This is a genomic window from Granulicella tundricola MP5ACTX9, from assembly GCF_000178975.2.
Taxonomy (GTDB): Bacteria; Acidobacteriota; Terriglobia; order Terriglobales; family Acidobacteriaceae; genus Edaphobacter; species Edaphobacter tundricola.
This window is the reverse complement of sequence record NC_015064.1, coordinates 596,582-620,722: the sequence shown is the minus strand read 5'-3', so window position 1 is coordinate 620,722 and position 24,141 is coordinate 596,582. Positions and strand designations below refer to the sequence as shown.

General features: G+C 60.1%; 16 protein-coding genes. 9 read left to right on the top strand and 7 right to left on the bottom strand.

Annotation, left to right across the window (positions count from 1 at the left end; genetic code table 11):
* Nucleotides 1–102 precede the first annotated feature (102 nt).
* From ACIX9_RS02590 to ACIX9_RS02570, 5 genes are all read right to left on the bottom strand, one after another.
* Nucleotides 103–3,285 (bottom strand): efflux RND transporter permease subunit, encoded by a 3,183-nt coding sequence (locus ACIX9_RS02590; RefSeq protein ID WP_013578919.1) that lies wholly within the window; start codon nt 3,283–3,285, stop codon nt 103–105.
* On the bottom strand, nt 3,282–4,592 hold the full coding sequence (locus ACIX9_RS02585) for an efflux RND transporter periplasmic adaptor subunit (RefSeq protein WP_157477748.1): 1,311 nt from the start codon (nt 4,590–4,592) through the stop codon (nt 3,282–3,284). Before ACIX9_RS02585 ends, ACIX9_RS02590 begins: the two co-directional genes overlap by 4 nt.
* Nucleotides 4,593–4,665: 73 nt before the next feature.
* Nucleotides 4,666–6,060, bottom strand: coding sequence for a TolC family protein (locus ACIX9_RS02580; protein ID WP_232298776.1), 1,395 nt, complete (start codon nt 6,058–6,060; stop codon nt 4,666–4,668).
* A gap of 96 nt (nt 6,061–6,156) precedes the next feature.
* On the bottom strand, nt 6,157–7,203 hold the full coding sequence (locus ACIX9_RS02575; protein WP_013578916.1) for a YncE family protein: 1,047 nt from the start codon (nt 7,201–7,203) through the stop codon (nt 6,157–6,159).
* A 126-nt stretch (nt 7,204–7,329) separates the two neighbouring features.
* On the bottom strand, nt 7,330–9,684 hold the full coding sequence (locus ACIX9_RS02570) for a PstS family phosphate ABC transporter substrate-binding protein (RefSeq protein ID WP_198152141.1): 2,355 nt from the start codon (nt 9,682–9,684) through the stop codon (nt 7,330–7,332).
* 210 nt (nt 9,685–9,894) lie between these two features.
* Between ACIX9_RS02570 and rraA the strand changes: the two genes are divergently transcribed.
* The 8 genes from rraA (at nt 9,895) to ACIX9_RS02530 (ending at nt 18,481) form a co-directional block, all read left to right on the top strand.
* Nucleotides 9,895–10,389 (top strand): ribonuclease E activity regulator RraA, encoded by a 495-nt coding sequence (rraA, locus tag ACIX9_RS02565; RefSeq protein WP_013578914.1) that lies wholly within the window; start codon nt 9,895–9,897, stop codon nt 10,387–10,389.
* A 99-nt stretch (nt 10,390–10,488) separates the two neighbouring features.
* Nucleotides 10,489–11,589 carry a PstS family phosphate ABC transporter substrate-binding protein gene (locus tag ACIX9_RS02560; RefSeq protein WP_041596903.1) on the top strand — a complete coding sequence of 367 codons (1,101 nt, stop codon included), beginning with the start codon at nt 10,489–10,491 and terminating at the stop codon, nt 11,587–11,589.
* The gene (locus tag ACIX9_RS02555) at nt 11,586–12,548 is read left to right on the top strand and encodes a PstS family phosphate ABC transporter substrate-binding protein (RefSeq protein WP_013578912.1); all 963 of its coding nucleotides are present in this window, start codon (nt 11,586–11,588) and stop codon (nt 12,546–12,548) included. The genes ACIX9_RS02560 and ACIX9_RS02555 overlap by 4 nt, the downstream gene beginning before the upstream one ends.
* Nucleotides 12,549–12,581: 33 nt before the next feature.
* Nucleotides 12,582–13,898: a dicarboxylate/amino acid:cation symporter gene (locus tag ACIX9_RS02550; protein WP_013578911.1), complete on the top strand. Its 1,317-nt coding sequence runs from the start codon at nt 12,582–12,584 to the stop codon at nt 13,896–13,898.
* 117 nt (nt 13,899–14,015) lie between these two features.
* Nucleotides 14,016–15,164 carry a PstS family phosphate ABC transporter substrate-binding protein gene (locus ACIX9_RS02545; protein ID WP_013578910.1) on the top strand — a complete coding sequence of 383 codons (1,149 nt, stop codon included), beginning with the start codon at nt 14,016–14,018 and terminating at the stop codon, nt 15,162–15,164.
* 147 nt (nt 15,165–15,311) lie between these two features.
* Nucleotides 15,312–16,412: a PstS family phosphate ABC transporter substrate-binding protein gene (locus ACIX9_RS02540; protein ID WP_013578909.1), complete on the top strand. Its 1,101-nt coding sequence runs from the start codon at nt 15,312–15,314 to the stop codon at nt 16,410–16,412.
* 36 nt (nt 16,413–16,448) lie between these two features.
* On the top strand, nt 16,449–17,420 hold the full coding sequence (locus ACIX9_RS02535; protein ID WP_013578908.1) for a PstS family phosphate ABC transporter substrate-binding protein: 972 nt from the start codon (nt 16,449–16,451) through the stop codon (nt 17,418–17,420).
* Nucleotides 17,417–18,481 carry a PstS family phosphate ABC transporter substrate-binding protein gene (locus ACIX9_RS02530; protein WP_013578907.1) on the top strand — a complete coding sequence of 355 codons (1,065 nt, stop codon included), beginning with the start codon at nt 17,417–17,419 and terminating at the stop codon, nt 18,479–18,481. The genes ACIX9_RS02535 and ACIX9_RS02530 overlap by 4 nt, the downstream gene beginning before the upstream one ends.
* A 190-nt stretch (nt 18,482–18,671) precedes the next feature.
* Here ACIX9_RS02530 and ACIX9_RS02525 read toward each other — a convergent pair whose 3' ends face one another.
* On the bottom strand, nt 18,672–22,142 hold the full coding sequence (locus ACIX9_RS02525; protein WP_013578906.1) for a TonB-dependent receptor: 3,471 nt from the start codon (nt 22,140–22,142) through the stop codon (nt 18,672–18,674).
* Between the two features lie 329 nt (nt 22,143–22,471).
* Here ACIX9_RS02525 and ACIX9_RS26240 point away from each other — a divergent pair, with 329 nt between their 5' ends.
* A complete protein-coding gene (locus ACIX9_RS26240; RefSeq protein WP_013578905.1) occupies nt 22,472–22,681 on the top strand; it encodes a hypothetical protein in 210 nt (69 codons plus the stop codon).
* 126 nt (nt 22,682–22,807) lie between these two features.
* Here the strand turns inward: ACIX9_RS26240 and ACIX9_RS02520 are convergent, their stop codons facing one another.
* On the bottom strand, nt 22,808–24,094 hold the full coding sequence (locus tag ACIX9_RS02520; RefSeq protein ID WP_013578904.1) for a PstS family phosphate ABC transporter substrate-binding protein: 1,287 nt from the start codon (nt 24,092–24,094) through the stop codon (nt 22,808–22,810).
* Between the last annotated feature and the right edge of the window lie 47 nt (nt 24,095–24,141).

The window sequence follows — 24,141 nt, the reverse complement described above, 5'->3', positions numbered from 1 at the left end:
CGGGGCAGATGGCTTTCGCCATGGGTAAAGTCCGCACCCTCCGTCCCAAGTAAGCCTCGGACCAACGCATGAGGAGTCGCTGAAGTGATAATGAAATTGCTTTCATTCGCCGCATTTGCAGCGACTGGCGATCAGTTGCAACGCCAGCGTCTCTTGCGGTTCAGCGGTGGCTTTACAATCCGTCCGCATCGTGAGCTGGTAGTAGATGGCCGGTGTTACCACCAGGCTCAGCAGCACGGAGATGATCAACCCTCCAATGACCGCAATTGCCAACGGCTGCAACATCTGCGAGCCCGCACCAAACGCAAACGCCAGGGGCAGCATCCCGCACATGGCAGCGACCGCGGTCATGACAATCGGCCTCAGCCGCCGCTGGGCCGCATGCAGCATCGCATCCAGCGCATTCGCACCTTCCGCACGAGCCCGTTCATCCGCATCCAGCAGCAAGATCCCGTTCTTCGCCACGATGCCGATCACCATGATCAGACCCATAAAGCTGGCCACGTTGAAGTTGGTGTTCGTGGTCAGCAGCGCAAACACCACGCCCGCCATCGACAGCACGGAGCTCGTCAGAATCGCGATGGGCGCGGAGAAGTTGCGGAACTCCGCCAGCAATACGCCGAACACCAGCGCCAATGCCAGCACCAACACCTGCGCCAGATCATGAAACGACTTCTGCTGCTCCTGGTACGTCCCGCCATACTCCACGCGCACGGACGCCGGCAGGCTCAGCTTTGCCACAGCCGCCTTGACCTGCGTCATCGCGCCGCCCAGGTTTGATCCCTCCAGCCGACCGCTCACCAGTACGACCTGCTCCAGATTCTCGCGCCTGATCTCATTCTGCGGCGGCAACTCCGTCACCTGCGCCAAAGCGCCGAGCGTCGCGGTATGTCCTGTTGCGGAGTTGAAGACTGTGTTTTCAATCGCGCTCAACGAGGCACGATGCTCGTCCGACATCCGCACCCGCACCGTGTAGGGCCGACCTCCCACGATCACCGGGTCCGTCGTGGGCAGCCCATCCATCAACGATGTTGCATCCTCCGCCACCTCCTGCGGCGTGAAGCCCAGTCTTGCCGCCACCGATGGGTCCACCTGGAATGTAGTTGCGGGGCCGCTCAACGTGTTGTCCACGCCGTTTTGCGTATCCACGATGCCTGGAATCGCCGCAATCGCCGCCTGCACCTTCGGTCCGAGCTCATGGAGCAACGTCGTATCATTGGAAAACAGCTTGATCTGGATCGGCTCCGGTGAGTTCGAAAGATCGTTGATCATGTCCTCCAGCACTTGCACAAATTCCACATCCAACTGCGGATACTGTTCCTTGATCTTGTCCCGAACCTCGTTCATGATCTCGTCGATCGGGCGCGACCGCTTCGCCTTCAACCGCACTGAGATGTCGCCCGTGTTTGCCTCCGTCACCGCAGCGAGACCTAGTTGCAGCCCTGTCCGCCGCGTCGTGATTTCTACCTCAGGCGTCTCGTGCAGGATATGCTCCACATGGTCCAGCACTTCTTGTGTCGCCTGCAGCGAACTCCCGGCCGGCATGATGTAGTCCAGGATGAATGCCCCTTCATCCATCTCCGGAAGCAGGTTCGTCCCGAGTGCGTTGAAGGCGAAATAACTTGAGCCAATCAAGACCAGCGCAATCGCTCCAATGGCCCATGTTCTCCCGATCGTCCAGCTCAACAGCCGATTGTGCGTGGCCAGAAGACGCCGCATCACCGGCCCGTTCTCTTCATGACCATGCTTCTTATTCGAACCCGCCTCACGCAGCAGCGAGAGAGAAAGCGCAGGCGTGAACGTCAATGCCAACATCAACGATGTCAGCAATGAAGCGGTCATCGTAACCGCCAGCGCACGGAAGAAGCTGCCCGTGACTCCGGTGGTCGCGATCAGGGGCAAGAAGACCACCACCGGCGTCACCGTTGACCCCACCAACGGCACGATGATCTCGCGCAACGCCAACCGCACTGCATCGGAGCGGGTTTGGCCGGCATCGCGATGCACGACGATGTTCTCCACCACAACAATCGCGTCGTCGATTACAAGCCCGATCGCAGCAGCCAAGCCACCCAGGGTCATCAGGTTGAAGCTCTGCCCAATGATCCACAAAAACAGAATTGTAATCGCCACTGTTACAGGAATCACCAGGCCCGCAATCAACGATGATGTCCAGTCCCGCAGGAATAAAAAGAGGATCAGGCAAGCCAGCACGAGGCCAATCAGAATCGCATCGCGTACGCTCGCAATGCTCTCCCGCACTAGTTCAGACTGGTCGTAAAACGGCGTCATGTGCACGCCGGGAGGCAGCATGGACTTCAGCGCCTGCACCTTTGCGTCGACCGCCGTCGCCACTGCAACCGTATTACTCGTGGGCTGCCGCGTGATGTTCAAAAGGACCGCTGGCTTTCCGTTAGCATCGACGGACGTAAAGACCGGCATCGTGGCCGGCCCCAGCATCGCCACATCGTTGATACGCACCGGCACATTCGCTGCCGTGTTCTTGACCACCAGATTGCCCAGTTGATCGACATCATGTGCTTGGGCACCTACCAGCCCGAGGATGAGTTGATGATCCGCCTCATACAGTCCCGGCGAGTCGATGATGTTCGACGTCTGCACCGCGTTCACCAAATCAAGCAGCGTTACGCCCGCAGTCTGCAGCTTCGCGGGATCCGGCACGATGTGAAACTCCGGCACCTTGCCGCCCTGCACGACCACCGTCGCCACGCCGCTCACGCGGTTCAACTGCGGCTTTAGATTGTAGGTCGCAATCCCCCAGAGCGCCGTCTGCGAAACCGTATCCGCCCCGCGATCATCCGCTGTCAACGCATAGCCCAGAATCGGAAAGGTCGCAAACGTCAAGCGGTTTGTCGTAATCTTCGCGGTTGCCGGCAGGCTGGACTGGATCTTCGCCAACGCCGAGTCGGTCAACTGCAGCGTCCGAAACATGTCTACGTTCCAATCAAAGAGCAGGCTGATCTCAGCCGACCCCCGGCTCGTCGTACTCCGCACCGTCGTCAGCCCTGGGACGCTGTTCACCGCGTCCTCAATCGGCTTCGTGATGGTGACCTGCATCTGCTCCACCGGCATGACGCCGTTGTCCACGCCAATCACGACACGCGGAAAGTTTGTGTCCGGGAAGACCGAGATCGGAACCTGAAACGCCGCGTAAATCCCCGCAATCGTCAGAACGGCAAGGAAGAAGTAGATCGGCTTGGATAGCCGTGCGAGCCAGAAGCCAGACGGGCGCTCAGAGATCGATGCGTGGATGACGTCGCTCATTCCTTGCCATCCTCCTTCTTTGCCGTCGCACCCTTCTCGTCCGCGCCACCCTTCTCACCTGCTGTGCCTTTATCCGCATCGGCTCCAGGCTTCGCGTCGTCATCCTCCTTCTTCTCAGCCGGACCAATCTTCACCTTGGTCCCATCGTCGAGCCCATACCCGCCGCCCGTAATCACCGTGTCCTCAGCTTTTAGTCCAGTCAGAATCTGCGTGTACTCGGGTGTCTGAATGCCCGTCATCACGGTGCGTTTCTTGGCGGTGCCGTCAGAGGCAATCACCATCACAATCTTCCCGGCGCCTTCACTTGAGCGCTGAATCGCCTCCGTCGGCACCAGCATCGCATCCTTCACGGCGCGTCCTTTGATGGTCACATGCAGCGTCATACCCGCCTTGAGCCTGCCATCCTTGTTCGGCGTCTTCAGCCACACCTCAACGGTTGTACTCCCCGCGTCCAGCGCTGGACTCACCAGCGACACCTTCGCGTTGATCGGCTCATCCATCCCCGGCACCGACAACTCCGCATCTGCGCCTATCTTCAAGTGCTGCGCCTGCACCTGCGCCACATGCACCTTTGCCAGCATCACGGATGTATCCATTACCGTTACAATTGGCGCCCCCGCTGCCGCCGTCTCACCGGGAAATAAAGGGCGCTCCGTCACCATGCCGGAGATCGGCGTCCGGATATTCGTGTAACTGAGCTGCGCCTCCGCCCCCATGTACTTGCCTTTAGCGGATTCCAGCGTCCCATTCGCGGACACCAGCGAAGCTGTCGAACCGCTCCTCTTCACTGCCTCGTATTGTTGCTGCGCCAGATCATAAGTGGCCTGCGCCTGCACCGCGGTCGCCTTGGCAGTATCGAGATCGCGCCCTGGGATCGCTCCCTGCGCGAACAACTGTTCCCTGCTCTTCACAATCTGGTTATCGAGATCCAGGGTCGCCTTCGCCTGTGCCAGATCCAAGCGGGCCTTCGTCGCATCCTCAGGCACCGTCGTCTCCGTGGCCGTTGTATAAGCGCCCTTCGCCGCGCTGTATGCGCCCGCATTGTCGGCAGCCGCAGCCGCAAGATCTCTGTTTTCGAGCGTCGCTACCAGTTGCCCTGCGGACACATGGGATCCACGCTGCACATAAAACTTCTTCACCGGTGCGGTAATCTTCGGCAGAATCGCAGCCTGCGCTACCGGCGCCAGGATGGCATCTGCGGAGATCTCCTCTGTAATCGAGCCCCTCTCCGGATGCACCGCCTGCACTGTTACTTCTGGCTTCGGCACCTCCTCGGCAGCCTTTTTGCAACCATTCAGGTTACACATTGCCACCAGAGAAAAGGCTAACAAGAGGCCTGCGCCGCAGTTCGTCGTCCATACTGTGTTCTTATCGGTCACGTTAGAGTATCCCGGTCAAATTTTGTAGGTTTGCAAGTGCCAGTTGATATCGGACCGTCCCATCCTGCATTGCCAGTTCCGCCGTCGTCAGCGAGTTCTGCGCATCCACTACCTCCAGCACAGTCCCCTCTCCGTTCGTATAGCGAAGCCGCGTCAGCCGCAGGCTATCCCGCGCCGTATCCACGCTCAGTTGCAACGAATCCAGTTGTTGGTATGCCACGCGAGCCTCGTTGTAGAACTCCTCAAGGTTGGCCACGAGCCTTCGCTGCGTCGCAGACAGCGCCACCTTCGCAGAATCCCGCTGAATCTGCGCCTGCTTCACCTTGTGCGCCGTTGCAAACCAATCCCACACCGGAATATCCAACGTCGCAGAAGCCGAATAGCCCAGGTTTCGGGCCCCATCCAGACCATTCACCGCAAACTGCGCGGCGTCGATACCATACGAGTAATTGAAGGCCAGGTCTGGCAAGTACGCTGCACGCGCCGCCGTCACGTCCAGGTTTGACGCTCGCAACGTCGCCACGGCGCTCGCCAACTCAGGATTTGATGACACCGCCGCGGCCTCCGTCTCCGCGCGCGTCGGGAGGTTCGACGCAGTCGGGAGCTCTACCTCATAAAGCGTCCGCGGATCCGGGAACAATAGAACCCCCAGGTCCAGCCGTGACTTCTCCGCCATCAACTCCGCATCCGCCATCTCTCGCTGCCGCTGCTGGAGCGTCAACTGCGCCTTGACAACATCCGCATGAGCCACCTCGCGGGCCGCCGCACGCTGTTGTGTCTGCTCCACGAAACCCTGCGCCTCGTTCAACGCCCGCCGTGCAATCGCAATCTTTCCCTGGGCAATGGATGCGCCATAAAACAACCCGACCACGGTGGCTGCCAGGCCACGACGGCTGATTTCCAGCTCCGCGGTCGCAATTGCGGACGCCGCATCCGCCCGTGCCACTGCATTGAACTGCGTCAGCCCAATTGTCTCGTTCACGACTGCCTGGCTTACATACTCATGCACGCCATTGTTTGCGATAAAGACAGGCGCAGTTTGATCAGTGGTCGCCTGGGCCCCCGCGGCCGAGTTCTGCGATAACGGCACATGGTTGGACTGCGTAAAAAGATATTGGTTGTGATACACAACCGAGGGAAGCAGCGCCGACCGCGCAATCGACTTATCGAGATTCGCCACCCTGCTTGCTGCATAGGCAGCCGCAAAGGAAGGTTCATTCGCCCTTGCTAGATTTAGAGCTTGCGTCAGCGTGATCGTCTGCCCTGTCGCCGTTGAGTTGCCGACCGCCTGCATACCGGGGTCCGTTCCTGCGGAGCCCCCCACCGCCGGTGCAATTGCCACGGTTGTAGCCTGGGCGAGCAACGCACCGCCGCATGCCGCCGCCGCAGTCATCATCCCTAACGCGCATCTGAAACTAATCCCAGCGATTTGGAGCATCACATTCATACAGTCACTTTGGCTCGCACTTAGAAGAGACAACCATACGCACCGTTAGCGGCCGATCACCAACACCGTGAACGTCCCTGGAACGGGATCCGGGCGAGGATGCGTCACCTCAGGCGTGGGCGGGGGGATATGCGATGTGAGCTTCGCGCTCACCATGTAGATCGTTCCGGTCGTTGCGTCCACACCCATGGTTCGAGCCCCCTTCATCGTGGCCAAGGTCTGGATGGCCGGAAACTCCGGCTTGCCCGCGTCGATCACCGTCATCGTCCCGTCTTCATTGGAGGCAAATGCAAGATCGTTCCTGGCATCGTAGCCCGCGGCATCGGGCCCATCGCCCACTTGCGCAAGGCCAAGCGGCTTCCCTGTGCGCGCGTCCGTCACGGCCATCTTCCTGCCGTCGCACACGCTGAACAGCCGTTTGCCATCCTGGTCATACGCAAGCCCTGATGGCCCCTTGCATCCACGCAGCGGCCACGTTGCCGTCAGTGTCTTCGTCCTTGCGTCGAGAACAACGATGGAGTTTGGCTCATCGATGTTTACGAACACCGTTCCTTCGTTGTCGGTCTGCGGAAATTCAGGTTTGCCCGGTAGTGCGATCGTGGCCACCGGCTTGCGGCTTACTGCGTCGAGCACCGTGACGCTCTTACTGTTTCCGTTGAAGACCCACACCGTATTGGTGGATGCCTCGTACACAATTCCATCCGGCTTCTTCCCGGCCGGAATCGTTTCGATCGTGGTCAGCTTTTCGGTGTCGAATACCACCACCTGGTTCGCATTGCCGTCCGTGATAAAGCCGGTCTTGCCGTCAGGCAGAATCGCTATACCGTGGCACCGCTTCAGATTGCCGATGGAACCGATCAGCTTCCCACTCGTCAGGTCGATCACTTCCACCTTTGTCTGGTGGGCCACATACAGGCGATGGCTCGCACTGTCGACCTTCACATAGTCCCAGCTCCCAGTGCCGCCAATCACCCAGCGCTGCTGGATTCCAAACGGCTTCTGTGCCTGCGCATAAGCTGTGCCGAACCCTGCGGCCAGAACGCAGATCGCGCTCAGCCACAGGCCGGGAAGATGAAAAGCGGACTTTGTCATCACAATGAAACTCCTCGCTTCCGTACGTGCCGCGACTCATCCAATCTCGCCGAGCGTGATTAAAGCAGCCTTAGCGGCAACCTTCTTTTTCTTCATCAACTCGATCGCTTGGGGTTCGGTCATGCCTCACTGCGCACCGGCCGCCGCTTTTGCCTTCGCCTTCGTACCCGGGTTCTTGAACGGCGGAATCACCATATCCAGCTTCTCCCGCTGCTCCTTCACCATCTCTGCCGTCAACGGCAGCCACTTGCCATCGCGCTGCAGCATATCCTGTCCCTCGCGGCTCAGGATGTAGCGTAGAAACTCCTTTGTTACGGGGTCCATCGGCTTATCCGGCTGCTGGTCCGCATACGCATATAGCTCCAGCGAGAGTGGGTAACTCCGGTTGCGTACGTTCTCGAGCGTCGGCGGCACGAACGGTCCACCGTCAGTCGCAGCCAACGGTAATGCCTTCGCCTGCCCTGCCGGGAAGCCCTCCTGGCTGAATGTAATCGCATCCTTATCCATGCCCACGCGCTTGATGCGTTCCTCGCTCGGAACGTTTCGTGTCCCATCCGCCTTCAGCAACAGCGGATACTCCTTGATCGAGTCGTTCCACATATTGCCGCCCTCAAGGACTTTACGCTCGAACACAGTCATGATGTGGTACTTCAACGGCGGCACGATGACATCGATCGGCTGACTTGCCCACGCACCTGGAGCACCCGCCTGGCCCCATGTCCGAATGTTCTTCTCCGACGTCCGTCCTACCTGCCGCCGAAACGCCGTAGACACCCACCCTCCACGCCGAGGCCCGCCAAAGATACCGTCCAATTGCTCCATGGTCAGACCCGTCACCGGGTTGCTCTTATTGACATAGATCGCGAACGCCGGACTATACCCGGGCACATCGTACGATCCAGTCCCAATCTGAATCTCCCGTGCCGAGTGCTTGTACTTCAACTGGAACTGGAGCGTCTCACCCGCGAAGTAGCTGCTCCACTTGCGCCCAAGCTCCAGATCCACCTTCTTGTCGATCAGCTCGCCATCCTGCTTCACAAAGGTCACGCCCGGCTGCTGTTTGCGGAAACCATCCATCCACGCCTGTCCCACCGTGCTCGCCATAATGAGCCCGCTGGCCGGCATCCGGATCGTTCCCGTTACCTGGGTCGTCGCGTCGTAGGCGGGCAGATCGCTCAGGTCCCAGCGCTTGGTGTAGTACGCCTTCTTTGCGTTGACCTTGCCGGTCTCATCGGGTGAGTCGCCCATCCATTTGGCCGGCGCCAGCATTGCATCCTGCAGCCCAAGCTTTCCCGCACGAACCACTTTGCCTGGCTCATTCAGCTTTGCAATCGCGGCCTTTGAAACATCGGACGGAATCGGAATCCACTTGCCATCTTTCTGCACCGCATCCTGCCCCTGACGGCTCAACATGAACGTCAGGAACTCTTTCGTCAGCGGGTCCAACGGCTTGCCCGGCGCGACACTTACCTCCGCCCACTCCTCAATAAACAGCGGGTAGCTGCGATCATGCAGGCTGTTGAGCGTGATCGGCATAAACGGACCGGCGTCCGTGCTCCCCACCGGCACCGCGCGCGCCGTCGGAATCATGGACGCTTCATCCGCGAAACAGATCCCGTACGGATCGTTGCCCATGTCCTTCACCATCTCCGGAGACGACGAGTACCGTGACCCATCGGGGTTCATCTCATGCGAATACTCCAACGTGTTCTCGTTCCACACGTCGCCGCCATGGAAGACCTTGCGCTCAAACCCAAGCTGGATGTTGTACTTCAAAGGTCGCCCATAGATGTGGATGGGCTTATCCGCCCACTCGCCCGTGAGCCCTAGCTGCCCCCATGTCCGTATGTTCTTCTCGGGCCCGCGTGCGCTGTCCGTGCGCCACGTCGTCCCGTCCCATCCGCCCGTATGCGCGCCGCCAAAGATGCCATCGAGTTGCGCGAGCGACAGGTGCGCAATCGGATTATCCTTCTGCACAAAGATCACGAAGCCCGGGCTCCAGCCCGGCACATCGTAAGATCCCGTCGCCCATTCCACGTCGAACACCGAACGCTTCAGCTTGTCTTCAAATTCGGATGCCTGCCGCAGCCGGTCCTTCATGCGTGGGCCCGTCTCAATCTGCACGTCTCCTGTCGCGACTTCGCCCTCCTGCACCATCTCCACCTTCACGCCGGGCTGCAGCCTTTCAAAGTCCTGCTTCCACTGGTCCGCGATCGTCCCTTCCACCAGGTAATTTCCGGATACCCGGATCGTCCCCGTGAACTGCTTGCTCGGCTTATATTCCGGTGTCGCGCTCAGATCCCACTGCTCCGTATAGAACCGTTTATGCTTGCGATCGTCTGTCTTCGCAAAATGAACGTCACGGATTGCCATGTTCTCTGTCAATCCATCGCCCAGCTTTTTCAATTCTTCGTCATATCGCGAGGGAGCCGGCTGAACCTTCTGTGCATACGCCGCGCCCGCAACTGCAAACGAAGCCACCAACCACCATCTCCGCATCATCAAGCCCGTCATGCTCGTGCCCTCACATCCATTACTCAACATCCGGCGAGAATCCTAAGCTGCCCTCGCTTTCCTTTACCTAAACGCAGCAAAAAAAAGTCTTAATCTGCCGCACACCGCATTCATGAACAACTCAACCCTGTATCCTTCCGCCTTGAAGCATACCCATCCACGTCCCGGAGTCTTTCCATGCCGACAGCCATGCCCACCAGCGACGTCCTCGATTTTCACCCGGACGCCTCCGTCAGCGACACCGCCATGCACCTGCTCGGCCTTCATCGCAGCGTTGCCGGTCGCATTCGCACCATCCGCTGCCTAGAGGACAATGGCCTCGTCAAGTCCATCCTCGCGCATCCCCCATCGCCGGACATACCTGGAGAGATCCTGGTCGTGGACGCGGGCTGCTCTCTCCGCATCGCGATCCTTGGCGATCGGATTGCATCTTCTGCGATCGCCAACGGATGGCGCGGAGTCATCATCTTCGGCGCAGTCCGCGACTCCGCCGCTCTTGAAATCCTTCCTTTCCACGTCAAAGCCCTTGGCTTCGTTCCCCGCAAGAGCGCCAAGCTGGGCTCAGGCGAGATCGACGTTCCCCTGCATTGTGGCGGCATAACGTTCACCCCTGGCCATGTGCTCTACAGCGACTCCGACGGCGTCGTCGTTCTACCTGACTTCGCGGCATGAGCGTTGCCGGTCAAGCATGGGTTAAGTCTTCTTCATCGTTACTCCATTCTTTCTTCATCTGGTCCCGGCAGCATGGCTCACGATCGTTGCAAGCAGCCTATGCCCCTTCACCTCCGCATCTCGAGAAACCTTGGCACCCTCATCCTGGAGGGCGCGATCGCCTTTTGTTCCGCGTCACTCCTGGCCCAGGCCCCCCTGCCCAGCGAGCCCGAACTCAAAGCCCTCGCCGGCCTGCCTCATTACGCCCCACCGCAGCAGATCGCCGGCACCATTCGTGTATGGGGCCACGGAGCTCCGGGCCTCGACTTCATGGGCATGCTTTTCAAGGCCTGGGTCGATGGCTTCGCCAAATTCCAACCCAACATCAAATTCGAATACGACATGTATGGCACCGCCTCCGCCATGGGTGCGCTCTATGCCGGCAAGGGCGACATCGCCATCCTGGGCCAGGAGATCTATCCGTTTGAGACCGTTGCCTTCAATCGCGTCAAACATTACTCCCCCACGGAGATCGAGATTGCCACCGGCAGCGTGGACGTGCGCAACTTCGACTTTGCCATCGGCACCTTCGTCAACTCCAAAAACCCGCTTACCAGGCTGACTCTCCCGCAACTCAATCGCATCTTCGCCTTCCAGGACACGCCCGCGGAAAACATCGTTACCTGGGGCCAGCTCGGCCTGACTGGCGACTGGGCAGACAAGCCTATCCATCTTTACGGCTGGCATCAGGACGACGTCTTCTCCACCTTCGTTCAGTTCCGCGCACTTGACGGCAACCATCGGTGGCGCTGCGAGATGAAGCAGTATCGCCACATTCACAACGCCGACGGCACCATCTACGACTCCGGGCAGCAGATCCTCGACGACCTGGCCAAGGACCCCTACGGCATGGCCCTCTCGAACGTCCGCTATCTCAAGGGCATCGCCAGGGACGCAACCAAACCACTCGCGCTGGCCCGCAATGCCGACGGTCCCTACTACGAAGCCACCAAGGCCACGCTCATCGACCGCCAGTACCCACTGGGGCGCATCATCCCTGCTGAAATCGACCGCAAACCTGGGCGGCCCGTCGACCCCGCCGTCAAGGAGTTTCTCACCTACCTTCTCAGCCGGGAAGGCCAAGGTGAGATCGTCCGCAACGGCAAGTACCTCCCCATGCAACCCGCCATCGCCAGCCGCCAATTGGAGAAGCTCCAATGATCCGCCGCCTCCTCCTCGTCGCTGTGCTGACGTGTTCCGGTACCGCGCACGCGCAGACGTTTGCCCCCTCACATGTAGGCCCGGGCGTTATCCGCAGCTGGGGCGACGATCAGATGGCCGGCGTCCTCACGGCCTGGCAGCAGGCCTTCCGCCGCTACCATCCTGACATCACCTTCACCCAATCCCTTTACGGCTCCGGCGCGGGAATGGCCGGCATCATCACCGGCACCTCGGACCTCTCGCTCATGGGCCGCCCGGTCACCGCAAACGAGGTCATCGGTTTCGAGTGGGTCTTCCGCTACAAGCCTCTCCAGATCCAGGTTCTGACCGGCGACCTCCAACAGGACGAACATTCTCCCGCCCTTGCCGTGTTCGTCTCAAGTCAGAACCCACTCCGCTCTATCTCCAAACAGCAGCTCATCGAGATTCTCGGGTGTCCCGGCATGCCTTCCGGCGCGACCACCTGGGCTTCCGCCGGAGTGACGGGCCCCTGGGCCTCTCGGCCCATCCACGCTTACATTCCCGATGAAGAGACCGGCACCGGTGCCTTCCTTCAGCAGACCCTGCTCGGCCTTGGCGACCGATGGAACTGGTCGCTCGTCCGGGAGTTCCACGATACGCCCAACCAGCCCTGGGGAGCGCAGACCATCGCCGCCCTTCGCCAAGACCCCAATGGCCTCGCCATCTCCACCCTCATCCACGCCGCATCCGGAGCAAAGTTGTTACAAATAGACGGCCTCTCCCCCAGCCGCGAAACCCTTGTCTCCGCTCGGTATCCCCTCACCCGCGGGGTCTACATCGATATCAACCGTAAGCCCGATATGCCTGTCAGCCCCCGCGTCGCTGAGTTCCTCCGCTTCATCCTCAGCCCCGAAGGCCAGCGTGTCGCCGCCGCCCAGGGCAGCTTCCTCCCGCTCTCAGGCGCGGATGCAGCAAAACAGGCACAATCACTGCGGTAGGTAAACCCATCAAGCACCAGACGGATCGAAGCCATGTCAGTTTCACTCTCAAGCACCGCCGCCCACAAGCCCTTCTATAAGACCCTTTACCTCCGCGTGCTCGTGGGCATTATCGCCGGCGTCATTGCCGGTGCGCTCTTTCCCAACTTCGGCATTGCGATGAAACCATTCGGCGATGGCTTCATCAAGCTCATCCGCATGATGATCGCACCCATCATCTTCCTCAGCGTGGTGGTCGGCATCGCGGGCATTGGAGACATCCGAAAGCTCGGTCGAGTGGGCGTCAAGGCCCTCCTTTACTTTGAGGTCGTCACCACCCTCGCGCTCGCCATCGGCCTCGGTGTCGCAACGCTCTTCCAGCCTGGTCGCGGCATGAACATTGATGCCAAGACTCTAGACACCAAGTCCATCGCGCAGTACACCAGCGCCAACGCCGCCCCGCACGGCGTCGACTTCGTCCTCAACATCATCCCAGACACCTTTACCAGCGCCTTTACCAAAGGCGAGATCCTGCAGGTCCTGCTCCTGGCCATCCTCGCAGGTCTCGCCCTCGTCGCGCTCGACAAGGACAAAACCCTCACCAACCTCGCCGACCGCCTAGCCCACGTCTCCTTCAAGATCATTGCTTACATCATGGAGTTCGCCCCCATCGGCGCCTTCGGGGCCATGGCCTTCACCATCGGCAAGTACGGCCTCCACACGCTCGTATCCCTCGGCAAGCTTCTCGCCTGTGTTTACTTGACGAGCATTCTCTTCGTCGTGATCGTCCTGGGTCTCATCTGTGTCTCCGCCTCCATCAATATCTTCAAGCTCATCCGATACCTTCGCGAGGAGCTCCTCATCGTTCTTGGCACCTCCTCGTCGGAGACCGCGCTCCCGCGCATGATCGTCAAGATGGAGCGCCTCGGCTGCTCCAAATCCGTCGTCGGCCTCGTCATTCCCTCCGGCTACTCCTTCAACCTCGACGGTACCTCGATCTATCTGACCATTGCTGCCCTCTTCATCGCGCAGGCCACCAATACCCACCTCACCTTCGGCCAGCAGATCTTCATCCTCTTCGTCCTCATGCTTAACTCAAAGGGAGCAGCGGCTGTAACCGGCGGCGGCTTCATCACCCTCGCCGCGACGCTCTCCGCCCTCGGCACCATCCCGGTTGCAGGCATTACGCTCCTGCTTGGCATAGACCGCTTCATGTCGCAGATGCGTTCCCTCGTCAATCTCATCGGCAACGGCGTCGCCACCATCATCGTCGCCAAATGGGAAGGCGAGTTCAACACCGACCAGTGCAACCGCGCCCTAGCCGGCGAGGTCTGGCACGACAACGAAGCTGAGGAAGTCGTCAACGCCTGAAGACACACGGCACGCTGTGAATGTAATTTCATCCGTCCTTCAGACATCCCTCACATCTGGCCTTCAGAGTTCTCTAGCCTGCCTGATCCACCTTCCAGACGCACGGAGAACCGCTGCATGTCCCCTCGTATCCTCGCCGCACTCTTCGCCCTCTCCCTCTCCTTGGCTGCGCTCGCTCAGGATCGCACCGGCCTCGACGTTCAGGCCGCCCGTACCGCCCACGTCTCCGGCCGCGCCAAGAAGGTCTACTACACCCACCCCTGGGATCTATCCTCCCTACCTTCCTACAAGCCGCAGGTGCAGGCCTCCGGAACCATTCGCGAGTGGGGCTCAAACTACTTTGCGGAGTCCAACCTCAACTCTTACTGGGAGACTGCCTTCCACAAGTTACAGCCGGACGTAAAGTTCGACGTCCACATGCACACCGCGCTCGAAGCCGCGCCGGCCCTCGCCACCGGGGTCGCCGACCTCGCCGCCTGCCGCCTCTTCACCTTCTCCGAGGAAGAGCTCTATGAGCGCGCCTTCAATCACGAACCCCTACGCATCTTGATCGCCACCGGCTCCTATGACGTCCCCGGCTGGAGCCCCGCACTCGCCATCGTCACCAACAAAGACAACCCCATCGCCCAGCTCACCGTTCAGCAGCTCGATGGTATCTTCGGTGCAGCCCGCAGCGGCGGCTACCAGGGGACTACCTGGCACCCGGAGGCCGGTCGCCCCGCCGCCGCCAACATCCGCACCTGGGGCCAGCTCGGCCTCACCGGCAAATGGAAGGAGGCTCCCATTCACGTCTACGGCCTGAACCTGGAGTACGGCATGGCCCGCGACTTCCAGCAGATGGTCTTCCAGGGTGGTGACAAGTGGTCCGAATCCCTGCAGGAGTACGCCAACTACGCAGGCCCCGACGGCACCCTGAAAATCGCCGCCGAGCAGCTCATGCTCGACCTCGCCAAGGACCCACTCGGCATCGGTTACAGCGGAGCCATGTTCCTCAACCCCGGAACCAAGATGCTCGCAATAGCCGAGAAGCCCGGCTCTGCGTACGTCGCCCCCAGCCTAGAAACCATTCAGAATCGCACCTATCCCATGCTGCTCGAGGTCTACTTCTACCTGGACCGCGTCCCCGGCAGACCCGTCGACCCCAAGCTCAAGGAGTTCCTCCGCTTCGTCCTCAGCCGCGAGGGCCAGGAGGCCATCGCGAAGGATGGCAAGTACCTTCCGCTCACCGCCGCCGCCGTCCAGGAACAGCTCAAGAAGCTGGAATAAGGCCGACTTTTCACCACCATTGCCACCCATGACAAGATCTTCATACAATCTTCAGCGGTTCTTCAGTCCAGCCGCCTATTCCTTATCTGCCGCGAAAAACACTCCGCGTTCTTCGCTCAAGATCATCACCCAGCTTCAAGAGGAACCATGACCAACCTGACCCGGCGCGCTGCACTTCTCACGTCTACCCTCGTTCTCTCCGCCTGCTGCGCCGCAACCTCGTTCGCCCAGATGTTCGACCCCCAGCAGCTCCGCCCCTACAAGCCCGACGTCCTGATCAAGGGCGGCATCATCATCGTGGGAGGCGGCCTCAAAGGCCAGGTCGAACTCTGGGAGAAGGGCTTCCAGAAGTTCCACCCGGACGCTACTTTCGGCAACAACTTCACCATGTCCAGCGAGGGCGCAATCCCTGCGCTCTACCTGCTCGGAGCAGACGTCGCACCGGCCGGAGACGACGCAAAGGTCAGCGACTATCTCGCCTTCTATGAAACGAAACACTACTTCCCCACCGAGATCGCCGTCGCCACTGGCCATTACGAGACTCGCGGCGCTCTGTGGGCGATCCAGATCGTCGTCAACAAGGACAACCCCCTCGCAAAGCTGAGCTTGAAGCAGCTCGACGGAATCTTCGGCGCAGCCCGCACCGGCGGCTGGGATGGAATCTTCTACTCCGCCAAATGGGCCCGGCCTGCGTCAGAGAACATCCGCACCTGGGGTCAGCTCGGACTCACCGGTGAGTGGGCCAACAAACCCATCCAGACCTACGGCTACATCGCTCCCGGCTTCAAGTACTGGATGGAGCGCAGACTCTTCCACAACGGCGACAAGTGGAATGAGAACTACAAAGAGTATGTCGAAGGCCGCCAGACCGTTCCCGGAGACCCGGAGGGGAAGAAGGTGGATAGCGAGCGCATGTATGAAGAGCTCTCGAAGGACAAGTACGGCATCGCATGGGGTCCTATCCTTCACTCCAAGAACTACCCCAACGTCAAGCAGATTGACCTCTCTGAAAACGGTGGCCCCTACGTCGCCCTCACCCCGGACAACGTCAAGAACCGCACCTATCCCCTCAAGCGCGATGCTTATATTTACATCGACCAGCACCCCGGCAAGCCCATGGACGATCGCGCCAAGGAGTTTATGAAGTACATCCTCAGCCGCGAAGGCCAGGAGGATGTGAAGAACTTCGGCTTCTTCTATCCCCTTCCCCAGAACGTCATCGACGAACAGCTTAAGCTGATTCGATAATTGCCTTTCTCTTCACTTATCACTGCAGAAAGCCACATGCCCCGACGCCTTCTCCCAATTCGTCTCGCAGTCTTCATCACCTTGGCCTCGTCGGCCCTTGCCCAATCCCCTTCCACGCCGCCCACCGCGGGAGCAGAAGGAACCATTCGTATCTGGGGGCACGGCCACCGCGGTCAGGATTACATCCTGACACTGCTCCGCGCATGGCAGTCCGCCTTCATACAATCCCACCCCGGCACCCGCTTTGTGGACGAACTTACCGGCAACGCCAGCGGTCTCGCCGGCATGTACACCAACGTCGCGGACCTAGCTCTTCTCGACCGCGAAGCCAGCTTTATTGAGGTGGACGCTTACCAACAAGGCGCAGGCTACGATCCCTTCCGCATCCCCGTCGCCATGGGCGCCGTCTCCACCCCGCATCACGCCCCCGCCATCAAGATCTTCGTCAACAAATCCAATCCCCTGACCGGCCTCACGATGGCCCAGCTTGACGGCATCTTCGATGCAGACCACCGCCGCGCGGACCACTCCATCCGTACCTGGGGCGACCTTGGCCTGACCGGCCCCATCGCCTCGCACCAGATCCACGTCTACACGTACCCCATCCAATCCGCTGAGATCCAGTTCTTCGAGCGCGCCGCCCTCAAGGGCTCGCAAAAGTTCGGTTGGGGCCTGCATCTCATCCCCACCGCCGCTCAAATCGCCGCTGCCACTGCGCGCGACCCCGACGGTCTTGCCCTTACCGTCGCCCCCGAACCCGCACTCAAGCCCCTGCCCATCGATGGCGCGCTCCCCACCGCTGCCGCCATTCAGGACGGCTCTTATCCGCTTGCCCGCACCATCTACCTTTACGCCAACCGCAAGCCCAAATCCGCCGTCCCGCCCAACGTCGCCGCCTTCCTCGACTTCATCGTCAGCCCGGAAGGCCAGGCCATCGTAGCCCGCACCGGCGGCTATCTCCCTCTACCGCCGGATGCCGCCGCCAAAGCCCGGGAGGCCCTCCAATGAAAACCGCTTTAGCCTCTCTCTTCCTTGCTGCCACCAGCGCAGCCGCCCAGCTTCCCCAACATCACGACGTCTCTTCCCTCACCCCCTACACCTCGCACCAAAAGGTCTCCGGAGTCATCCGCGTCTACGGTAATAACTACATCCCCACGCTCATGAAGCAGTGGGAAGAAGGCTTTCAGAATTTCCAGCCCAACGTCACCTTCACCACCAACCTGCCCGGCACCGAAGCCGCCATGGCCGGCATCACCACCGGTATCGCCGATATCTCCTTCATCGGCCGCGAAGGCTACCGCTCCGAGATCAACGGCTTCAAGGGCCGCTGGGGCTACCTCCCTCTCGGCATTGAAATCTCCTCGGGCTCCTTCGGCACACCACACAAGACGTTCTCTCTGGAGGTCTTCGTCAACAAGGACAATCCTCTCCCCGGTCTCACCATGGAGCAGGCTCAGGAGGTCTTCGGTAACAACCCCACGATCAAAACCTGGGGGGACCTCGGCGTTACCGGCCCCATGGCCACCCACACCATCCATGTGTACGGCTACCAGTTCGACACCGGCATGGCCGGCTACTTCAACCGCGTCGTCCTGCATGACAAGGGGACCTGGAACCCCTCACTCAAGGACTTTGACAACGGACACGATGCCAAGGGTGAGGTCATCAACGCCGGCAACTATATCCTGAAAGCCCTGGCAGACGACCCCGACGGCATCGCCTTCGCCAACCTGCAGTACACCAACGACAAGATCCGTGCCCTCGGCCTGGCCGACGATCACGACCGCCATCACCACGGCCACGCCGATCGTGCCCACCATGATCGCGGGGACGAACATGAGCACTTCGTCGAAGCCACCCCGGAGACCATCTGGGACCGCACCTACCCCATCCATCGCTTCACCACGCTCTATATCAATCGCAAGCCTGGCACCGCAGTGGACCCAAAGGTCCGCGAGTTCGTCGCCTACATTCTTAGCCGCGAGGGCATGCAGGCTGTCGCTGATGATGGCGCTTACACCCCCATCAATGAATCCGTGGCCGTGGCCCAGCGCAAGAAGATCGAGTAGCCCTCATTCCTCGCTACCTCTGTCATTGCTCCCGCCCTGGACACCTCGGAAAGCTCACCAAGCCGTGTAGCGAGCCGCCATAGTACCGACAACAACTGAGGACACGGTCCTAGCCTCTAAGCCATGGCCCGTCGAGGCCCGAAACAGAAGAGCCGCCGGCTTCTCGGCGGCCCTTTATTCTCCTACAGCCTCAGAAAATCAGCTTCAGACCGAACTGGATCTGCCGCTCCGGAACCGATGTGAGCGAGAGAATCTGCGATGTCAACGGCGTCCCCGTTGCGTTGAACACAGCCGAAGACTGCCGGCTGGGCACCTGGAACATCGGATGATTCAATACGTTGAACACTTCGGCCCGGAACTCAACCCGGAATCCGTCCCGAACCTTTGGAATCGCCGTGTTCTTCACCAGAGAGATATCCATGTCCGTAACCCCGGGCCCGATGATCGAGTTCCGCTGCACATTCCCCAGCGCCGGATTGAACACGCGCGTCGTCGTCACCGAACCGTTGGCGGCCGTCGCCGTTGCATTGGAGATCGTGTTCCCTGTCGGGAAAGCAAAGCAACTCCGTTTCAGGTAGTTGAACTTATCCGCCAGGTTCACCGGATTACCCGTGCAGCCCGTCGTGTTCAGCCGGTCCGGGAAGGAGAACACACTCGCGCTCTGCAATCCCAGCGGATCGCCGGAGATCAGCGGTGTGAACGGAAGACCCGTCGCCACCCGCGCAATCCCGCCAACCTGATACCCATCGCCGATCAGCCGCATGAAAGTCCCGTTCTTCGGCCCCGGAACGGTATACAGCACATTTACCGTCAGGTTGTCCTTCACGTTGTAGTCGGAAAGACCCTTGAACCGGTTTATCTCCCGCGGGAACGGCGCAATAATCGAGTTCACAAAGTTCGTACCGCCGTTGGAGGAAGAAGACTCATCCGTCGACTTAGACCACGTATATGACACGCCAATCCGCGTTGATCCAATGCTCCGCCGCAGCGCCACGTTCATCGCGTTATACGTCGTGGACTCGTTGAAGTACGTCGTATCCGTCTGACCTACGTTGGGATTGATCTTCGTGCCCGAGTAGGTGGTCTTGGTGGTCGCGGCTCCCGCCGCAGTCGTGGTCGTCACCGTGGTGGCGGACGGCCACAGAAGGTTGTAGCTGCCGGGATTGATCGGCTCCACAATGTTTCCGTCGTTGGACTTCATCGGCTGCCGGACACCGTGCGCGCCGGTGAATCCGACCTCCAGGGTCGTCCCTTTGGCCACCTGCTGCTGCAGACTGAAGATGTACTGCTGGACATAAGGCCGCCTGGGATCCTGGTCGATGAAAGCGATCTTGCATCCTGCGGTTGGGTTGGCGCCTCCACCGGTAATCGCAGCCAGGGTGCATGGAATGGTGGTTCCAACGGCATTGGCATACGTCTGCTTCGGGAAGGTCCCCGCCAGCGCGGCGGTGTTGGTCACGCTGATGGTCTGCCCATACGGTGCCACATTCAACGTGCTGAGATTGAACATGTACGTAAGAGGCAGGGTGTCATAGATTCCGTATGCGGCGCGGATAGAAGTCTTGCCCTTGCCAAACGGATCATAGGCGACACCGATGCGTGGGGCGAAGTTCTCGAGCGTCGGGTTGCCGAAGAGGATTCCGCCGAGCCTGGGCAGCGTAGAGGTAGGGGAAGTCAGCACACCGAAGTGGTTATGCGCCTCCGAGATGGCGCTCGTCGGCTCATAGCGCATGCCTGCAGTGATGGTCACGTTCGGGCGGATATGGTAAGCATCCTGGATGTAGGCACCGTATATCTTCTCCCGCATATAAACCGGAGTGCTGCCACCGGGGACCGAAGAGGTAAAGCTGGTCGGGGCGTTCTGCAAGAAGGTCTGCAGCGAGCCGAAGGCATAAAAGCCGGCAGTGCTGGTCCCGCGATTGTTGGACTGAATCGCTTCAAAGGAGAAGCCGGTCTGGATGTTGTGCTTACCCTTGGTGATGTAAACGTCGTCGCCAAACTGGTAGCTGTTGTAGTGGTAGGAGTAGACGCCTTCGACGTTCACGCCGCCGAAGAATGAGGTAAGCCCACCCACCTGCAGGTTGCCGACCGTGGCACCGGGGACGAAGCCGAACGACGTATCGGAGGCCGAGGGCTGGATGGCCGTGCTGGAGGCGGGTGCAACGGTGAACGTATACGCATAGCCCGCGCGCACGAAGTTCACGATCTTCGGTGAGAAGGTATGCGCCTCAGCGATGCTGTACATCTTGCGGTCCGGCTGAAGGCCGGTCACTACAAAGTTGAAGGCATCCGGCTGTGCATCGGTGGAGCTGTCGTTCAGCGCCGTGAAGTGAATCGCATCCTTCGGCCCAATGGTGTAGTCCAGCCGGCCCGTAAACATATTTTCGCTGGCCACCGCCTTGGAGTTGAACGTCCAGCTTCCGGTATCACCCGTCACCGGGCCATTCGGCAGTGGGTAGAACATCAAGTACGGAGCCACCAGAGGGCTCACCGCAATCTGCTGCACCCCGGCTGAGTTGGCAGGGGCCTTGGTGCCACCAGGGGCGTTCAGGCACGACGCGTTAGAGGCGGTTGCGGTCTGCGTACAAACCAGAAGACCCGCCCGTCCGTTCACGCTCGGCACCGTATCGGTGACCGTCGTCGTGCGAGACTGCCGCAGTCCCTCGTAGTTGAAAAAGAAGAACAACTTGTCGTGGAGGATCGCCCCGCCAATCGATCCCCCAAACTGATTGCGCTTGAACGGAGCGATAAACTGGCTCGTTGAAAAGTAATTCTTCGCATCCAGCGCGCTGTTCCGGATGAACTCATACGCGGAGCCGTGAAATGCATTCGTCCCCTCGCGCGTCACGGCGGAGATCGTCCCGCCAGACGTCCGCCCGTAATCAGCGGTCGAGTTCGAAGTCGTCACCGCAAACTCCTGGATCGCATCCACGCCCAGCGTTCCACCGAGCGCTCCACCCGGGCCGCCGCCAGAGTAGTCATTCGTGATGATCCCATCCAGCCGGTACACATTCTGCTGCGGCCGCGTCCCGCCGATCGAAATCTGGTTGCCGACACCACGGTTCGATCGTGAGTTATCGCCCGCGGAGATGCTCAACTGATTGTCCACCGTATGGACGTTCGGCTCCAGCACGCTGAGCTGTGTCCAGTCGCGGCCGTTGAGCGGAAGCTCCCGAACCGTGCGGCCGTCCACCGCCTGGTTCAGCGAAGACGACTCCAGGTCCACCACCGGAGCCACTGCGGAACTCACCGTGATCGTCGCTCCTACCCGCTCCACCTCGAGCTGCACCTTGAGCACAGTCGTCTTGCTGATCTCAACCAGTGTGTTGATCTTTTGCGTGTTGAACCCAGGTGCAATGACCGTGATCTGGTAGTTTCCGGGGTTCACGTTCGGCGCGTTGAACAGGCCGGAATCGCCGGTGGTCAGATCCACCGTCGCATTGGTCGCTATGTTCACCACCTGCACCTTCGCCCCGGGTAACGCCGCGCCCGTTGGGTCCAGCACCGTTCCTGACACGGTGCCTCCGGAGGTCTGCGCAAAGCCGGAAGCAGCCAACATCAACATCGCCATCCCAGTCAGCGGGAGGAGCCGCACTCCACCGCCCGTTGCAGACGTCGATCCGTACTCGATTTGCGAGATACCAATTCCGATCTTCTTCAAAATACCCCTCCAGGAGTTCGTTCAAAAGCTGCTCTCGACTCCGTTTGGTTCCTCGGCCTCAAACTTCCCGCCGCCGAAATCAACCATTTGTAGAGCGTGTCATTGGTACGATCCTGAAGTGAAGGAACTCTGAACCCCACATGAAAGAATTTTCGCCTTCATCAAGGGATGGCTTGAGCCTATCGCGGACGGCCTTCCGCTGTGAGCCTGCGACTCAACGAGAAGAAACAGATTTCAACTCTGCTTCAGCAGGGCTTAATCTGCGCAGGCAAGACTTGTCCTGTCGCTGAGAGGTCGAATCGACCAGATTTGTGCGGCGGGGGAGTGCTATGCGGTGTGAGCAGGTATTTAGAGCGAACGATCAGATTGGTAACCGCTATGAGCTTTGCAGGCTCACCGCACGCATGACCCGTCGCCTGCATTTTGTCTCCGGCAACACCCATGACGCCATTGAAGACGCCTTCGTGCGCGTGGGGCAGCCATTGCCGCTCGTAGCCGAACTCATTCAACCAGTGCTCCCGGTAGCAGAGCGCCTTTGACTTCCTTAGACCATCCACAGAGACAGTGAAGCTGTCGAGACCAGGCAGGGCGCAAAGCCTTTGGTCTAGACCTCCGTGCGGATGCGCGTGAGTGATTGAGTTTGAAGAAGACACCGTTCGATTGATTTACTGACTGCCGCCGCCTTCCGACGTTGCCTTCGACCCGGCGGAGGGCTCCAGTTTCAGAATCTGCGCCTTGACCACCGCGCCGGTGAGCGGGGTATAACGGCCTTCATGCTGAATCTCCTGCTGGCCTTCCTGGCTCAGGATGAAGTGCAGGAACTCATCGACCTTAGGATCTGCGGTCTGTCCGGGTGGCTTGTTGGCGTAGAAGAAGATCTCGTTGATCAAGGGGTAGCTGCGGTCGCGGGTGGTCTCAAGCGTGCGCTTGACGAATGGGCCACCATTGAAACCCTGTATGGCAAGCTCTCGCATTCCGTCGGGCGTGATGGTCAACGGGGATGCGATGCAGATGGATTGAGAATCGCTCAAGACCTGCTTGGTCACCTGGGTGCTCCATGCGTTGATCTTGCCCTCAGGCGTGGCGTGGTTGGCGTAGGTGCTATATCCTTCGACCCACTGATCGCTGCCGTGCATGACCAGACTTTGGAAGACATTCTGGACGTTGGCGCGAGGCGACTGGCCGCAGGGATGGATGGGCTTGCCGGCCCATTCTCCGGTGAGACCCAGTTGGTCCCAGGTGCGGATATTGTCTTCCGCTCCGCGGCGGTAGGGGTAATCCGTCCGCCAGATGCTGCGATCGTAACCTCCGTTGCGCGCCGTGCCAAAGACGCCGTCCAGTTGCTTCATGCTGATCTGGGTGAGCGGGTTCTGGCTGTTGACCAGAATGATGAACCCTGGGGACCAGCCGTAGACGTCGTAAGAACCAGTCGCCGCGATGATCTCCGTGGGCTCGTACTTGAAGACCTGCTCAAAGGTGAGGTAGTCCATGAGCGTAGCGGGGCGTCCCACGGCGAGATCGGCCACCTTGCCGGCAAGCGCAGGCACGGCGATGCCGGCGGTGGGCAGGTTGTATTCGATGGTGATGCCCGGCTGGAACTTCTTGAAGGCGTCGGCCCAGTACGCGCCGAGCGGACCGTCCTTGAGGTAATTGCTTCCCCATATCCTGAGGGTGCCCGTGGGGTGTTGCTTGGGCAGGTAGTGCGGAAGGTCGCTGAGATCCCACTTCTTGGTGTAGCCGCCCATGGTAGCGTGCTTCTTGCGATCGGCGGTGACGTCCAGCGTCCAGATGCTGCGATTTCCGTTGGGCGCGTCGTCGGCGTGGCCTGTTCCTGCCGGCTTCGGAGCTGGGGCTGGGGTCGTCTGGGCGGCCATGGGGGCGGTCAACGCCAGGCCGAGTGCCATGGCTGGCACACTGGCAATCCATGCGACGTTTGCTTGAGACTTGTTCATCGATCTCCCTCACTTGCCTTGTGCTGCTTTGTTCGCCTGCGACATGG

Coding starts and splice junctions, on each gene's coding strand:
- ACIX9_RS02590 (WP_013578919.1), bottom strand. CDS start 3,285: ATGAGCGACGTCATCCACGCATCGATCTCTGAGCGCCCGTCTGGCTTC.
- ACIX9_RS02585 (WP_157477748.1), bottom strand. CDS start 4,592: ATGTGTAACCTGAATGGTTGCAAAAAGGCTGCCGAGGAGGTGCCGAAG.
- ACIX9_RS02580 (WP_232298776.1), bottom strand. CDS start 6,060: ATGATGACTGCGGCGGCGGCATGCGGCGGTGCGTTGCTCGCCCAGGCT.
- ACIX9_RS02575 (WP_013578916.1), bottom strand. CDS start 7,203: ATGACAAAGTCCGCTTTTCATCTTCCCGGCCTGTGGCTGAGCGCGATC.
- rraA (WP_013578914.1), top strand. CDS start 9,895: ATGCCGACAGCCATGCCCACCAGCGACGTCCTCGATTTTCACCCGGAC.
- ACIX9_RS02560 (WP_041596903.1), top strand. CDS start 10,489: ATGCCCCTTCACCTCCGCATCTCGAGAAACCTTGGCACCCTCATCCTG.
- ACIX9_RS02555 (WP_013578912.1), top strand. CDS start 11,586: ATGATCCGCCGCCTCCTCCTCGTCGCTGTGCTGACGTGTTCCGGTACC.
- ACIX9_RS02550 (WP_013578911.1), top strand. CDS start 12,582: ATGTCAGTTTCACTCTCAAGCACCGCCGCCCACAAGCCCTTCTATAAG.
- ACIX9_RS02545 (WP_013578910.1), top strand. CDS start 14,016: ATGTCCCCTCGTATCCTCGCCGCACTCTTCGCCCTCTCCCTCTCCTTG.
- ACIX9_RS02540 (WP_013578909.1), top strand. CDS start 15,312: ATGACCAACCTGACCCGGCGCGCTGCACTTCTCACGTCTACCCTCGTT.
- ACIX9_RS02535 (WP_013578908.1), top strand. CDS start 16,449: ATGCCCCGACGCCTTCTCCCAATTCGTCTCGCAGTCTTCATCACCTTG.
- ACIX9_RS02530 (WP_013578907.1), top strand. CDS start 17,417: ATGAAAACCGCTTTAGCCTCTCTCTTCCTTGCTGCCACCAGCGCAGCC.
- ACIX9_RS26240 (WP_013578905.1), top strand. CDS start 22,472: ATGCGGTGTGAGCAGGTATTTAGAGCGAACGATCAGATTGGTAACCGC.
- ACIX9_RS02520 (WP_013578904.1), bottom strand. CDS start 24,094: ATGAACAAGTCTCAAGCAAACGTCGCATGGATTGCCAGTGTGCCAGCC.